14 protein-coding genes are annotated in these 14841 nt (G+C 68.0%); 10 read left to right on the plus strand and 4 right to left on the minus strand.

Annotated features, from left to right (window positions below):
- Window positions 1–252: 252 nt before the first annotated feature.
- From hyfB to WS78_RS24065, 7 genes are all read left to right on the plus strand, one after another.
- The gene (gene hyfB / locus WS78_RS24035) at window positions 253–2259 is read left to right on the plus strand and encodes a hydrogenase 4 subunit B (RefSeq protein WP_059581941.1); all 2007 of its coding nucleotides are present in this window, start codon (window positions 253–255) and stop codon (window positions 2257–2259) included.
- A complete protein-coding gene (locus WS78_RS24040; protein WP_038745375.1) occupies window positions 2253–3203 on the plus strand; it encodes a respiratory chain complex I subunit 1 family protein in 951 nt (316 codons plus the stop codon). The genes hyfB and WS78_RS24040 overlap by 7 nt, the downstream gene beginning before the upstream one ends.
- Complete coding sequence (locus WS78_RS24045) at window positions 3204–3863, plus strand: formate hydrogenlyase (protein WP_038745372.1); 660 nt, start codon at window positions 3204–3206, stop codon at window positions 3861–3863.
- Entirely contained in the window at window positions 3856–5316 is a 1461-nt protein-coding gene (locus WS78_RS24050) for a hydrogenase 4 subunit F (protein WP_038745369.1), read from the plus strand. Before WS78_RS24045 ends, WS78_RS24050 begins: the two co-directional genes overlap by 8 nt.
- A 3-nt stretch (window positions 5317–5319) precedes the next feature.
- Window positions 5320–7059: an NADH-quinone oxidoreductase subunit D-related protein gene (locus WS78_RS24055; protein WP_059581938.1), complete on the plus strand. Its 1740-nt coding sequence runs from the start codon at window positions 5320–5322 to the stop codon at window positions 7057–7059.
- On the plus strand, window positions 7059–7583 hold the full coding sequence (locus WS78_RS24060) for an NADH-quinone oxidoreductase subunit B family protein (protein ID WP_038745362.1): 525 nt from the start codon (window positions 7059–7061) through the stop codon (window positions 7581–7583). The genes WS78_RS24055 and WS78_RS24060 overlap by 1 nt, the downstream gene beginning before the upstream one ends.
- Window positions 7584–8058: 475 nt before the next feature.
- Entirely contained in the window at window positions 8059–8475 is a 417-nt protein-coding gene (locus WS78_RS24065) for a hypothetical protein (protein WP_059581935.1), read from the plus strand.
- A 455-nt stretch (window positions 8476–8930) separates the two neighbouring features.
- On the opposite strand, the gene WS78_RS24070 is transcribed toward WS78_RS24065, so the two are convergent.
- The gene (locus WS78_RS24070) at window positions 8931–9890 is read right to left on the minus strand and encodes a universal stress protein (protein ID WP_059581929.1); all 960 of its coding nucleotides are present in this window, start codon (window positions 9888–9890) and stop codon (window positions 8931–8933) included.
- Between the two features lie 374 nt (window positions 9891–10264).
- Between WS78_RS24070 and WS78_RS24075 the strand changes: the two genes are divergently transcribed.
- Window positions 10265–10522 carry a DUF2249 domain-containing protein gene (locus WS78_RS24075; RefSeq protein WP_038745355.1) on the plus strand — a complete coding sequence of 86 codons (258 nt, stop codon included), beginning with the start codon at window positions 10265–10267 and terminating at the stop codon, window positions 10520–10522.
- Between the two features lie 139 nt (window positions 10523–10661).
- A complete protein-coding gene (locus tag WS78_RS24080) occupies window positions 10662–11282 on the plus strand; it encodes a hypothetical protein (RefSeq protein ID WP_059581925.1) in 621 nt (206 codons plus the stop codon).
- A gap of 170 nt (window positions 11283–11452) precedes the next feature.
- On the opposite strand, the gene WS78_RS24085 is transcribed toward WS78_RS24080, so the two are convergent.
- Together WS78_RS24085 and WS78_RS24090 are read right to left on the minus strand one after the other, a co-directional pair.
- A complete protein-coding gene (locus tag WS78_RS24085; protein ID WP_059581922.1) occupies window positions 11453–12340 on the minus strand; it encodes an AEC family transporter in 888 nt (295 codons plus the stop codon).
- 127 nt (window positions 12341–12467) lie between these two features.
- Window positions 12468–13307: a TauD/TfdA family dioxygenase gene (locus WS78_RS24090; RefSeq protein ID WP_059581917.1), complete on the minus strand. Its 840-nt coding sequence runs from the start codon at window positions 13305–13307 to the stop codon at window positions 12468–12470.
- A gap of 262 nt (window positions 13308–13569) precedes the next feature.
- Between WS78_RS24090 and WS78_RS36255 the strand changes: the two genes are divergently transcribed.
- Complete coding sequence (locus WS78_RS36255; protein ID WP_156432345.1) at window positions 13570–13740, plus strand: hypothetical protein; 171 nt, start codon at window positions 13570–13572, stop codon at window positions 13738–13740.
- Between the two features lie 181 nt (window positions 13741–13921).
- Here WS78_RS36255 and WS78_RS24095 read toward each other — a convergent pair whose 3' ends face one another.
- Window positions 13922–14704: a hydroxyethylthiazole kinase gene (locus WS78_RS24095; RefSeq protein WP_038745495.1), complete on the minus strand. Its 783-nt coding sequence runs from the start codon at window positions 14702–14704 to the stop codon at window positions 13922–13924.
- Window positions 14705–14841 lie beyond the last annotated feature (137 nt).

Here is a 14841-nt window from a genome sequence, read left to right on the forward strand (position 1 = left end):
CAGATCGACAATGGTGCTAGGATGATAACGACATTATCATACTCTTGTAACGATATGGTCCTGCGTGGTCCTGCGATGACATCCCGCCCGGCGTCCGGAACCGATCAGGAGACAGGCGGCGCGGGCACGCGCCGCGCGCGCTGCGGCGCCGCATTCGCGCGGCCTTTAGCCGCTTGCGCGGCGCGCGCCGCTTCGCCATACTCGTTGGCACGTCCGTTGGCGCGACGCTAGGCGATCCGCGAGTCAAACAACATGGAACAGGGCCTGCTTCTCCGATGCGTGCTGTTCGTCGCGCTCGCGTGGCTCGCGCTCGGCTGCGCCGGACTCGCGAACATGCGTCGCACCGGTGCGGTCGCTCACGGTCTCTTTCCGCTCGGCGCGCTGGCCGGGCTCGCGCTCGCGGGCATCGGATTCGCCGGCGTGTTCGCCGAGCCGTCGACGGTCGTGCTGCCGCTCGGTCTGCCCGATCTGCCGTTCCATCTGCGCATCGACGCGCTGTCTTCCTACTTTCTGTTCGTGCTCGGCATGGTGACGGCGGGCGTCGGCGCGTTCTCGTCCGGCTACTTTCGCAAGGGCGAGGGCACGGCGCCCGGGCTCATCTGCTTCGAATACCACGCGTGCGCGGCAAGCATGGCGCTCCTCCTCGTCGCGGACGACGCGTACTGCTTCATGGTCGCGTGGGAGACGCTGACGCTGTCGGCGGCCTTCCTCGTGATGACGAATCACCGGATCGCCGAGATCCGCCGCGCGGCGTTCCTGTACTTTCTGATCTCGCACGTCGGCGCGCTCGCGCTGCTCTCGTGCTTCGGCCTGCTGCAGGCGGGCACGGGCGACTACACGTTCGCGAACATGCGCGTCCAGCATCTCGACGGGCTCGCCGCGTCGGCCGCGTTCTTGCTCGCGCTTGCCGGCTTCGGCGCGAAGGCGGGCGTCTTTCCGCTGCACGTCTGGCTGCCGGACGCGCATCCGGCGGCGCCGTCGCCCGTGTCCGCGCTCCTGAGCGGCTTCGTGCTGAAGGTCGGCCTGTACGGAATCCTGCGCACGGTGCTCGATCTGCTGCATGTGCAGGCCGCGTGGTGGGGCGTGCTGACGCTCGCGCTCGGCCTGTTCGGCGCGCTGCTCGGCGTCGTGTTCAGCACGATCCAGACCGACATGAAGCGGCTGCTCGCGTATTCGTCGATCGACAACATCGGGCTGATGTGCGTGAGCCTCGGCCTCACGATCCTGTTTCTCGGCTACCGTCTGCCCGCGCTCGCCGCGCTGTCGCTGACGGCGCTGCTGTATCAGATCGTCGCGCACGCGTGCTTCAAGAGCCTGCTCTTCCTCGGCACGGGCGCCGTGCTGCACGCGACGGGCGAGCGCAATCTCGGGCGGCTCGGCGGGCTGATCCGCTTCATGCCGTGGACCGCGTGGGCGATGCTCGTTGCCGTCGCCGCGAGCGCCGGGCTGCCGCCGTCGAGCGGCTTCGTGTCGGAGTGGCTGCTGGTGCAGAGCTTCCTCTTCACGCCGGGCCTGCCCGATTCGGTGCTCGGGATGACGGTGCCGCTCGTCGCGGCGCTCGTTGCGCTGACGGCCGCGCTTGCCGGCTATGCGATGGTCAAGTTTTTCGGCATCGTGTTCCTCGGCCAGCCGCGCGAGCCGAAGCTCGAGCGCGCGCGCGACGCGAGCCCGTGGGAGCGCGTCGCGTTCTGCTGGTTCGCGGCGGCGAGCGTGCTGCTCGGCCTCGCGCCCGTCCAGTACGTGAAGGTGCTCGACGCGGTGACGCGCTCGCTGATCGGCGCGGGCATCGGCGGCACGAACCACGGCTGGCTGCTGTTCGCGCCCGTGTCGGCCGCGCGCGCGAGCTACATGCCGGCGCTCTTCATGCTGTTCTTTCTCGCGTGCTGCGCGCTCGCGTGGCTGCTCGTGCGGCGCTTCTATCACGGGCGGCTCAGGCGCGCGGCGCCGTGGTCGTGCGGCCATCCGTTCGTGACCGCGCGGATGCAGGACACGGCCGAAGGCTTCGGCCAGCCGATCCGCGAGATTTTCACGCCGTTCTTCCGGATCGAGCGGCGGCTGCCTTCGCCGTTCGATTCGCGGCCGGAATACCGGATGAGCGTCGCGGATCGCACATGGCATTTGCTCTACGAGCCGGTCGCGGCGCTCGTGAATCGCGTCGCGGCGCTCGCCGGATTGCTGCAGACGGGCCGCATCGCGATCTACCTGACGTACAGCTTCGTCGTGCTGATCGTGCTTCTGACGGTGGTGAGACGATGGTGACCGCCTCCGGCATCCTGTCGCAGACGCTCGAGATTCTCGTCGCGCTCGCGGCCGCGCCGCTGCTGACGGGCTGGGTCGACCAGTGCCGCGCGTGGCTGCAGAACCGCCGCGCGCCGAGCATCTGGCAGCCGTACCGGATGCTGCACAAGCTGTTCAACAAGGAATCCGTCGTCGCGCGGCACGCGAGTGCGCTGTTTCGCGGCGCGCCTTACGTCGTCTGGGCGGCGATGACGCTCGCGTGCGCGATCGTGCCGACGCTGTCGACCGAGCTGCCGCTCTCGCCCGCGGCCGATGCGATCGCGCTCGTCGGCCTGTTCGCGCTCGCGCGCGTCGCGCTGTCGCTCGCGGCGATGGATATCGGCACCGCGTTCGGCACGCTCGGCGCGCGCCGCGAGATGCTGATCGGCTTCCTCGCGGAACCGGCGCTCTTGATGGTGCTGTTCTCGGCGTCGCTGATCACGCAGTCGACGCTCTTGACGAGCATCGTCGCCGCGCTCGGCCACCGCGAGCTCGTGATCTATCCGAGCCTCGCGTTCGCGGGAATCGCGTTCACGCTCGTGTCGCTCGCGGAGAACGCGCGGCTGCCCGTCGACAACCCGGCCACGCACCTCGAGCTGACGATGATCCACGAGGCGCTGATTCTCGAATATTCGGGCCGCCATCTGGCGCTGATGGAATGGGCGGCGAGCCTGAAGCTCTTCGCGTATTCGTGCATCGGCCTCGCGCTGTTCATGCCGTGGGGGATCGCCGAGGCGGGCAGTCCGCTCGCGCTCCTGCTCGCGCTGCCGGCGCTCTTCGTGAAGCTGCTCGTCGGCGGCGCGGCCCTCGCGGTGGTCGAGACGACGAACGCGAAAATGCGCCTCTTTCGCGTGCCCGAATTTCTCGCGACCGCGTTCCTGCTCGCGGTGATCGGCATGCTCGTCCATTTTCTGCTGGGGGCGTAGATGCACGGCTACGCGACGCAGCTCATCAATTTCCTCGCGGCGATCCTGCTGCTCTTGTCGTTCGCGATGCTGAGCCAGCGGAGGATCTTGTCGCTGATCCATCTGTATACGCTGCAAGGCGTCGCGCTCGTGTCGGCGAACCTGATCCTCGGCTTCGTGACGGCGGACACGCACCTGTACGTGTCCGCCGCGCTCACGCTGCTGCTGAAGGTCGGGCTGATTCCGTGGATTCTGTACCGGCTCGTGCAGCGGCTCGACGTGAAGGCCGACGTCGAGCCGCTTCTCAACATCCCGGCGACGCTCGTCGCCGGCATCGCGCTCGTGATCGTCGCGTTCAACGTCGCGGCGCCGATCAGCCGGCTCGCCGAATCGGCCGCGCGCGGCACGCTCGGCATCGCGCTCGCGTGCGTGCTGCTGTCGTTCATGATGATGATCACGCGCGCGAAGGCGATTCCGCAGGTGATCGGCTTCCTGTCGATGGAAAACGGCCTGTTTTTCGCGGCCGCGGCGGCGACCAACGGAATGCCGATGATCGTCGAGCTCGGGATCGGGCTCGACGTGCTCGTCGGGATACTGATCCTCGGCGTGTTCATGTTCCAGATCCGCGAGCAGTTCGACAGCCTCGACATCCACCATCTCGAGAAACTGAAAGATGAATGACGTCTTCGCGCTGCTCGCGTCGCTCGGCATTCCGCTCGTCGCGGGCGGATGCCTCGCGCTCGTGCGCAGGCAGCACGTCGCGCGCGCGCTGAACGTCGGCTTCAGTTTCCTCACGTGCGCGGCGACGCTCTTGCTCGCCGCGCGCACGGTCGCGCACGGGCCGATGTACGCGGTGGGCGAACTCTTCTTCGTCGATCCGTTCAACGTGTTCCTCGTCGCGCTGACGGCGTTCGTCGGCTGGACGACGTCGCTGTTCTCGAATCCGTACATGCGCGTCGAGCAGGACCGCGGCAAGATGAGCGACGCCCGGATGCGGCTCTATCACTGCATGTACCAGCTGTTCATTTTCGCGATGCTGCTCGCGCTGCTCACGAACAACGTCGGCGTGCTGTGGGTCGCGATGGAGGCGGCGACGCTCGCGACGGTGCTGCTCGTGAGCGTCTACCGCAGTGCGGCGAGCCTCGAGGCCGCGTGGAAGTACTTCATCCTGTGCGGCGTGGGCATCGCGCAGGCGCTGTTCGGCACGATCCTGCTGTATCTCGCGGCGGGCCGGCAGCTCGCCGGCGGCGACGCGCTGCTGTGGACGAGCCTGAACGCGGTCAAGACGCAGCTCGATCCGACGATCGTGTCGATCGCGTTCGTGTTCCTGCTCGTCGGCTACGGAACCAAGGTCGGGCTCGTGCCGATGCACAGCTGGCTGCCCGACGCGCACGCCGAAGGCCCGACGCCGATTTCGGCGGTGCTGTCCGGGCTGCTGCTGAACGTCGCGCTGTACGCGGTGCTGCGCTGCAAGGTGCTCGCCGACGGCGCGCTCGGCAACGGCCTGCCGGGGCGCCTGCTCGTCGGCTTCGGGCTCGCGTCGGCGCTCGTCGCATCGTTCTCGCTGTTCCGGCAAAGGGACGTGAAGCGGCTGTTCTCGTATTCGTCGATCGAACACATGGGGCTCATGACCTTCGCGTTCGGCCTCGGCGGCCCGGTCGCGACGTTCGCGGGGCTGCTGCACATGACGGTGCATTCGCTCGTCAAATCGGCGATCTTCTTCGCGGTCGGCCACGCGGCGCAGAAGGCGCGCACGCAGTCGATCGACGGCATCCGCGGGCTCCTGCAGGTCAGTCCGACGGTCGGCTGGGGGCTGATGCTCGGCGCGCTCGCGATTCTCGGGATGCCGCCTTTCGGCGTGTTCGCGAGCGAATTCCTGATCCTGACGACGGCGATCGCGAAGCTGCCGTGGAGCGCGCCGTTCCTGCTCGTCGCGCTCGCGGCGGCGTTCGCCGCGATCTTCATGCGCGTGCAGCGGATGGTGTTCGGCGAATCGAGCGTCGCGACGCTCGAGCATCCGCCGGCGCTGCTGCCGGTGTTCGTTCATCTCGGCCTCGGCTTGATGCTCGGGCTCTACGTGCCGCCGTATCTCGCGACCTGGTATCGACAGGCGGCGGCGATGATCGCGGGGTAGGCGATGCGGATCGAATCCTTGCAACTCCCCAGCCGGACGCGCCTCGCGAGCGAGATGGGGCTGCCGCACGTGGCGTTCGCGTCGGTCGACGCCGACGCGTGGACGCGCGCCGCCGAGACGATCCGCGAGGCCGGCGGGCGGCTCGTCGCGCTTTGGGGCGGCGAGCCCGCCGCCGGGCGCTTCGAGGTGTGCGCCGCGTACGAGCTTGACGACGGCCTGTTGTGGCTGCGGCTGCCGGTCGAGCCGGCGGCGAATGAAGAGAATGAACCGAACGAAGCGGTCGAAGCGGTCCAAGCGGGCAATGCCGGCAAGGCGGACGAAGCCGGCGGGACGGGCGATGGAAGCGACATGGGCGACATAGACGACATGGGCGACTACCCGGACCTGTCGACGATCTTCGCCGGCGCGACGCGGATGCAGCGCGCGGTCCGCGACCTCGTCGGCCTGCGCGCGCGCGGCGCGACCGACGTGCGGCCGTGGCTCGCTCACGGCGCATGGCCGCGCGGCTACCATCCGCTGCGCAAGCGCGTGACGGGCCGCGAACGCTTCGAGATCGCGACGGCCGACTATCCGTTCGTGCCGGTCGCGGGCGACGGCGTGCACGAGATCGCGGTCGGGCCGATTCATGCGGGCGTGATCGAGCCGGGGCATTTCCGCTTCTCGGTCGTCGGCGAGAAGATACTGCGGCTCGAGGAACGGCTCGGCTACGCGCATCGCGGCGTCGAGCGGCTCCTCGAGCGCGCGGGCGCGTTCGAGGGCAGCCGGCTCGCCGCGCGCATCGCCGGCGATTCGACGGTCGCGTTCACATGGGCGTACTGCATGGCGCTCGAGCAGGCGCTGACGGTTCGCGTGCCGGCCCGCGCGCTGCGGCTGCGCGGGCTGCTGCTCGAGCGCGAGCGCGTCGCCAATCATCTCGGCGACCTCGGCGCGCTCGGCAACGACGCGGGTTTCGCGGTCGGCCTCGCGCAATTCTCGTGGCTCAAGGAGGACTGGCTGCGCCTGAACGACCGGATCTTCGGGCATCGCCATCTGATGGATCGCGTCGTGCCGGGCGGCGTCGGGCGCGACGTCTCGGCGGACGACGCGGCGGCGATCGTCGCGCAATGCGACCGGATCGAGGCCGAGGTGCGTGCGATGCAGACGATCTATGACGACCAGTCCGGCTTGCAGGACCGTTTCGCGGGAACCGGGCGGCTCGCCGCGCAGACGGCCGCGCATTTCGGCGTGTGCGGATTGGCCGCGCGCGCGAGCGGGCAGGCGCGCGACGTGCGCGTCGACCATCGGCTCGCGCCGTACGACGCGGTGCCCGTCGAAGCGCACGGCGACCCACGCGGCGACGTCGCCGCGCGGGTTGCCGTGCGCTTTGCCGAGACGTACGAATCGGTGCGCGCGATTCGCGCGCTGCTCGACGATCTGCCGGGCGGCGCGATCGCGGCCGAGATCGAGCTCGCCGCGATCGCGCCGGGCAACCCGGAGGAGGCGACGGAGGCGGGAAGGGCGGAGGCGGCGGCAGGCGCCGCCCACGATGCGCGGCGCGGCGTCGGCTGGATAGAAGGCTGGCGCGGCCCGGTGCTCGTCGCGCTCGAGCTCGACGCGCGCGGCGCCGTCGCGCGTTGCCATTGCCACGATCCGTCGTGGCAGAACTGGCCCGCGCTCGAGCATGCGATCATCGGCAACATCGTTGCCGACTTCCCGTTGATCAACAAGTCGTTCAACCTGAACTACGCGGGGCACGACCTGTAATGTGGCAGCTCATCAAACAGATCGCGCGCACCGGCCGGCCGGACGAGCCCGCGCCGGCGGGCGAGGACGCGTGGCAGCGGGACGCGCGGCGTATCCGGCAGGAGATTCTCGACATCCTCGGGCGCGCGCTGAGCATCCGCGCGATCGACGCCGGCTCGTGCAACGGCTGCGAGCTCGAACTGCACGCGCTCGGCAATCCGTACTACAACATCGAAGGATTGGGGATCAAGTTCGTCGCAAGCCCGCGGCATGCGGACATGCTGCTGATCACCGGGCCGCTCACGCTCAACATGCGCGACGCGGTGCGCCTCGCGTACGAGGCGACGCCCGCGCCGAAGCTCGTCGTGGCGGCGGGCGACTGCGCGTGCACGGGCGGCGTGTTCGCCGACAGCTACGCGGTGTGCGGGCCCGTCGAGAAGCTCGTGCCGGTCGACCTGACGATTCCGGGCTGCCCGCCGCGGCCGATCGACTTGCTGCGCGGGATTCGCGGCGCGCTTGAGCGAGCGCGCCCGGGCGGGCGTTGATTCCCCGACTTCCTCGACGCACCCGGGCGCTCCGGGCGCTCCGGGCGAGACAAGGCCGCGTGCGGGTTCGGATTCGAATCGATTCCGGCACGCCGGCGGCCGGTGCGCCGCGCGACATCGCGCGCCGGGCTTCGACACGGCGATTCCTCTTCGCATCGACATACGTTCAAACCGTTCGATCGGCGTTCGGCGAAGGCCGGCGGGGCTGCGCGCCCGATCTGCGAACGTATCCATTCCGTCTGTAGGGGAATTCCTACGGCTGTTGCGCATAATCCTACGCTGCTCTCGTCTTTTGCTGATTTCCAATCAGGCACTTTTTATCGCACCCTTCACGGATCGAAAAATACAAAAATTGCCGCGCCTGCTTGAAGCTGTACTTGATCCGGTCTCTCGCCAGTTTCCCGAAAGACGCGAACACTCACCGCGACGGCCGGGTTCGGCCGAGCGAGCAACGCAATAGAAAGGCACGAAGTCGATGGGATTACTGCGGAGTTTTCGAGCCTGGTGCAAGCTGCGGCGCCTGCCGCCGATCAAGATCGAGACGAAAGCGGCCGAAGCGGAGAACGAGGCCGCGACGCACGCGAAATGGGCGGTCGTCATCCGCAATGCGGACGGCGCGCGCGTCGGCGAAGCGATATACGGCCTTTCGCAATTGACCGATCGGCTGTACGTGCACAGCCTCGAGATCGCGCCGTCGGAGCGCCGGCGCGGCTACGCGCTCGCGTTCCTGATGATGCTGAATCGCTATTACAAGGTGCCGATCGTGCCGATGTCCGAGCTGCCGGGCGGCAGCCCGTTCTGGGTCACCGTGAGCAAGCTGCGGCCCGGCGGCCTCGCCGTGCAGTTCGAGCAAAGGAGCGACGCTGCGGACAAGCCGCCGCCGCGTGCGTAGCGGCGTCCGGAAACTGAGTGAAAGGAGCGGGCGGCGTTCGGCCGCCTTTTTTTGTGCGGCCGATTCGTCGATGCTCAATGCCGTGTCGTATCCGCGCCCGGAAGGGGATGCACGCTGGGCGGCGACGGGGCGCGTTGATTGCCGGCGCGGCGACGGGCGTCGTTTTGTCGTATTGTCGTTTCGGAGCGGACGCGGGCGACACGAAGATAGCGCGGCCGTCACGAAGCGATCGCATTGACGGAAGCGAATCGCTTCGCGGCAATCGGCGCTTGCACCTGTCGCTAGCCGGGTGCCGCAGCGCGATGCCGCTGGAGGCGGCATCGAAAGCGCAATCAAAGCGGCATCGAAAGCGCGTGTCGCCGCTCGCCACGCCGCGCCGGAATCGGCGGCGCGCCGACCCGCGCTGGCCGCGAAGCGCACGGCAGCCGGTGCGCGCAGCCGGCCGTCGACGCGCCTCAGGCAGCCGGCGCGTGCACGAGCAACAGTGGAATCTGCGTGAGCCGCGCGACGCGCAGCGCGACGCTGCCGAGCAGCCAGCGCGACACGCCGCGCCTGCCGTGCGTGCCCATCACGAGCAGATCGGCGGGCCAGCGGTCGGCCTCGCGGACGATCGTGTGCGCGACGTCGTCGCTCGTCCGGTCGGTGCTGACGACCGCGATGCTCGACTGACCCGGCGCTTCGTCGAGCAACTGGCGCGCGACGGCCAGCGCCTTCTCGCTTTCCTCGACGAACGCGTCCTCGAGCACGTGGATCGGCACGAAATCGGTGAGCCGCACCGCGCGGTCGATCACGTAGATCGCGCGCAGATGCGTGTCGGGCGTCGCGAATTGCGCGCCGTAGCGCAATGCGTGCGCGGCGATCGGGCTGCCGTCGGTCGCGAACATGATGCGCTTCGGCGCATGCACGGCCGATTCGACGCCGGAGGGCACGAAAAGAATCGCGCAATCCGTCCTCGCGAGCAGCGGCTCGGATACGCTGCCGTCTACCCAACGAAGCAACCCCTGATACTGATGCGAGCCGACGACGAGCAGATCGGCATTCCAGTCGCGTGTTTCGTCGAGCAGCGCGTCGACGACGTCGCCGCCTTTCTTCGCGAGGTCGACGATCGCGGTTTCGAGCGCGACGTCGGTGCGACCGAATGTGGTCGTCGCGTCGCCGAGCACGTTCGACGCATCGTTGACGAGCTCGGTGTGCGCCGCCGCAAACTCGGACGGTGCGAACGTATGCGGCAGCGTATACGCGCGCGGCGTGTCCACGACGCTGACGAAGCGTACGGCCGCGCCCGCGGGCACCACGCGCTTCAGGTAGTCGACCGCGCGCTGCGACGCCTTCGACGCGTCGATCGCGACGAGAATGCGCCCAGGCAGCGACAGCGGAGCGGGATTCGAGGTATCGGTGGGCATCGTCGACTCCATCAATGTATTGGGCGCGCCAACTATCGGGTCATTGTGCGGCACCGGCCCCGCCATTCGTTGAGCGAAATCAATCTTTTCGAGCGCCGCGAGGCGGCGCGCGGGCGGCGGGGTCGTGCCGCGTAATCGCCGCGCATGCCGCTGCGGCGCGGCGTTTCGCCGGTAACGCGATGCCGAACCGGCCGGCTTCACACGTTTTGCTCGGATCGAAGCGCCGTTGTGCGCGCAGGGGCGCGCACATAGAATAGTTGCTCGCACAATGCATCTATTCGAATCGAACGCATCGCCGTCGAGCGGCGCGCATCGGTTGTCTTGCAATGCACCGTGCGCGCCGCCGCTTTCTCCATCCGAGCGTCATCCGATAAGGACTTCCAATCATGTCGCAGCCGCATCTCCATCTTTCCCCGACCGCGATCTATCCGTTCGACGCGCGCGGCGTCGCGAAGCGATTCCGCCATGCGGCGATCTTCGGCGCGATCGACGCGCTTCAGTCCGGCGAAACCATGCGCTTCGTCAACGATCACGATCCGCTCCCGCTCCTCGAACAGATTCGGCAGCATTATGGCGAGCGGGTCGGCATCGAGTATCGGCAGCGTGAGCCCGGCGCGATCGTGATCGATTTCATCGTTCAATGACCTATGCCGGCGGTCGCGCGGGCAGTGCGCCGGCCGTCGCGACATCCCCGCTCGCCGGCTGCGACGCACCGCGTTCGGCGCGTCGCGCGCGACAGCCGGCGAGCGGCCCGCAACAAGCGATAAGCTGATCCAGACCATCATGCATTCATCCGACCGATTTCCCGATTTCTTCGACGCCGCGCCGCGCATCGCGTTGCGCGATCCGCTCGCCGCGTTCCTCGGTGCCGCGCACGACGGCGGCGCGATCGAGTACCGCTACGCGGACGTCGTGAAGCTGGCAGGGCATTCGTGTCCGACCGTCGCGTCCGCGTACCTGATGACGCGCGCGGCGCTCGGCGCGCTCTACGGCGGCATGCCCGCCGAGCGCGGCGCGATTCGCGTCGCGTTGCGCGATTCGGCGACGGAAGGCGTGACGGGCGTGGTGGCGAACGTCGTCGGCCTGCTGACGGGGGCGACGTTCGATACCGGGTTCAAGGGCATCGGCGGCCGGTTCGACCGCCGCCGTCTGTTGACGTTCGGCGAACCGATGCCGGGGCAGCTTCGCTTGACGCGCGTCGATACGAATGCGAGCGTCGGCGTGTCGGCGCGGCTCGATCGCGTGCCGGGCGATCCGCGAATCGCGAATCTGCTGCCGCGCTGTCTCGCGATGACGGCGCAGCCCGAGGACGTCGCGTTGTTCCGCGAGCTCTGGCAGGCGCGCGTGCGCCGGCTGCTGCTCGAACATGCGGACGACGCCGACGTGATCGTGCTCCACCGTTGACGCGCGATGGCGGTTGCGGCGCGGCGCATCCGACGCGCGCTGCGGAACCGGCGTCGCGCTTGCATGTCGGCGTCCGGCGGACGGCGCTCGCTTGCGGCGTCGGCGAACGGATGCCGCGAGCAAGCGGCAGGCCGAAAGCGGCAAATCAAACGTCGCTCGACGAACGCCGCCTAACCGACGACCAGCTTCGTCGAAGCGAGCATCAGCGGCAGCCCGGCGAGCGCAAGCCCGGTCGACACGAGGATCATGCCGGCGATGTCCTCGGTCGGGCCGTCGTACTGCTGCGCGATCAGATGGCTCAGCACCGCGACGGGCATCGTGCAATGAACGACGAATGCGCCCGCGGCGACGCTCGGCAGCCCGAGCAGCAACGCGAGCGCGAGCCCGACGCCGAGCCCGCCCGCGACCCGCACGACCGCGAGCACCGCCACGCGGCGCAGGCCCGCGAGCCGGATGTTCGCGAGCGATGCGCCGAGCATCAGCAGCATCAGCGGCGGCGCCATGTTGCCGAGCTGCTTCACGCTCGCCGCGAGCGGCGCGGGCAGATGCAGGCCGTTCAGCGTCATGAAGAGCGCCGCGACGACTGCCCAGATCGTCGGACTGACGGCGATCGATTTCCACGAAGCCTGACCGGACAGCAACCAGACGCCGATCGTGAAATGGCCGATCTGCACGAGCGCGGAGAACGCGACCGCATATAGCAGGCCTTGCTCGCCGAAGGCGAAGAGCGCGACCGGCAGGCCGAGATTCGACGTGTTGGGCAGCATCAGCGACGGCAGGTATTGCCGCATCGGCAGCCTCAGCACGCGCAGGAAGAGCGCGCCGAGCGCCGCGAAGCACACGAGGGCGACGGCGCCCGCCGCGAACGTGTGGACGAGCACGCGCGCGGTCAGGTTCGGCCGGTCGAGCGACGACAGCAGCAGGCACGGAATGCCGATGTTCGATACGAGCGCGCTCAGGCACGCCGCGTTCATCGGAAGCTTGAGCCTGACCCACAGCAGGCCGATCAGCGAGCACGCGAAGATCGGAAAGACGACCAGCGAAAAATCGTTTTGCATTCGGACGATCCCGAAGAGACGGCGGCATGTGCCGACGATGCGGCACGCCGCGCGCCGGCCGTTGCATGATGCATTCTCGGCGGCCGGCGCGCAGCGTTCGAAACGCGAAGCGGGCGAGCGTCGGTGGTCAATCGTCGCCGAAGCCGAACACGAGCTGACGCTCGAGCGCGCCGTGACCGTCGAAATTCAGCCGCCGCATGTTGCGTCGCTGATCGGGCGGATAGCCGGTTCTTCCGTGGGTGACCGCGGTGTTGTCACCGATCAGGATCTGCCCGGGCTCGAGCGGAAACAGCAGCACGTTGTCCGGATCGGTCAGGAAGCGCGCAAGGCTGTCGTACATGTCGGCGGCGGCGGCGGCGGCCGCGGGCGTCGCCGTGGCCGCGCCGTCGTTCATCCTGAACTTGATCGACCAGCCGTCGTCCTCCGCCTTGAACACGGGCGCCGTGCTCTTTTGCGTCGTGCGCTCGATCGTCGGCGCGTCGGCGCGGGCGAGCGGCGCGACGTTGCCGTAGCGATCGACGATATGACGGTACGCGGCCTTCGCGCTCGACAGCGTCGACAGGCCGCCCTGGTGCGACGGCCTCACGCATTGCAGCGTGATGATCCGCTCGGGCGCGTCCGAAAATGCCCCGTCGGTATGCGGCAGATGCGCTTCGTGCGACGAGTCGATATGGCCGTCGACCGGTTTGAACGCGTTGATCGGCACGACGCCGTCGCCGTCCGCGCGCTTGTGCGGCGCGGCGTTGCCGAGCAGCGGCTTGAGCGCGAGCAGATTGTCCCTTTCCGACGATTCGCAGTCGAGGATCACGAAACCATAGCGATTGAAGGTCCCGACCATGTCGGAGATCTCGTCGCCGGTCATCGTGCCGGGAGAGTGGATCGGCAGCGTCACTTCGGCAAGCGGCAGCGTGCTGTCGAACGGTTGGCGTAGCGCTTGCGCGCAAAGGCTGGAAGTCTGAGTCAACATGATCGGCCCTCGGAACGTGGATTTCACACGGTTGACGCCCAAGTATTTCGGTATGCTTATCAATGGGCGCTGTCTCCTCCTATGTCTGTCTTTCTACTTTCCATCTTTTATATTACAGATCATTAACCGCGTTGCGATTTTGTTTACAAATAGACAGGTCTTTCTAATTTGGCGTCGGAAATCCGCGCGTAGAAATGATGTGGCGTGAATTTGCAGATGGAGTGCGGACAGATTTTGATTCCGCTCAGACGTTAATGTGCCGATGCCGATCGAAATTGCCTCGGTCGCGTTCGCTCTGTTCGAGCGCCCGGCGCGCCGCGAAAGCATTGGCGCAATGTCGGAATATGCAAACGCGGTCGAAATTAGAAAATTCGTGCGCGAGCGCCCGCATCCATCATTCGCAATTGAAAAATCAGAATATTCGAGCGTTTAAAAAAGGAAAATTAATGACGCGGGTTCGGCGATCGCGCCGAACGGGATCGATAACGGCTGCACATGGATGGCGGATCGATTCGCCGGCGCCCATTCCGGAAACGACGAAAACGATTTCGGCGAAGGCGCGCAAATCGGGCGCCTCTGCTCGTGCGCATCGCTTGAAACGAGGTGTCGGACGGTTATTCGGCCGGATCGAGCAGCGACAATTCGTCGACGAACCGCACGGCGAACGATGCGGTGCCGCGCGCATCCGCCGCGCGCTCCGCGGCGATCGCATAGATCGCGTGCGCCGCGCCCGCCGCGGCGAGCGGCGCACCGCGCTGCGCGAGAAGCGCCGCGATCAGCGCACCGAGCGCGCACCCGGCCCCCGTCACGCGCGTCAAGCGCGCGTCGCCGCCCGCAACGGCGAGCGTGTCGACGCCATCCGTCACGTAGTCGGTCGGCCCGCTCACCGCGACGATCGCGCCGCTGCGCCGCGCGAGATCGCCGATGAACGCGAGCGCGCTTTCGGAGCTCGCGGTCGTGTCGACGCCCTTGCCGGCCGAAGCGCCACCCGCGAGCGCGATCAGCTCGCTCGCATTGCCGCGGATCACGGTCGGCTTGAACGCGAGCAGGCCGCGAACGATCGCGTCGTAATCAGGCGCCCCCGCGCCGACCGCGACTGGGTCCAGCACCCAGCGCGTGCCGGCCTCGGCGGCGGCGCGCGCGGCCGTGCGCAGCGCGTCGGCGCCGCTGCTCATCAGCGCGGCCGTGTTGATCCACAGCGCGCCGGCGCCGGCGGCGAAGCGCGCGGACCAGTCGGCCGCCGCGCCGATCGCGGGCGCGGCCCCGACGGCGAGCAACACGTTCGCGCTCAAGTTCGCGGCGACGTAGTTCGTGAGTCCGTACACGAACGGCGCCGCGTGCTTGACGGCGGCCAGTTCGTGGCGCACGGATGGCGTGTTCCAGGAGATCGATTCCATGTCGTGGTTCCTTGTCGCGTTCGCGCTCATGCGCACGCGTGAATGCAGGTGGGCGCGGGTTGGCCGATCGGGCGCGATCGGGCACTGAAGCAAGCCCGTCCCATCGGCCATCGCGAGAAGGCGCGGCTCGCGCACTG

Origin of the sequence: Burkholderia savannae (assembly GCF_001524445.2) — a bacterium.
In the GTDB taxonomy this organism is placed as follows: Bacteria; Pseudomonadota; Gammaproteobacteria; order Burkholderiales; family Burkholderiaceae; genus Burkholderia; species Burkholderia savannae.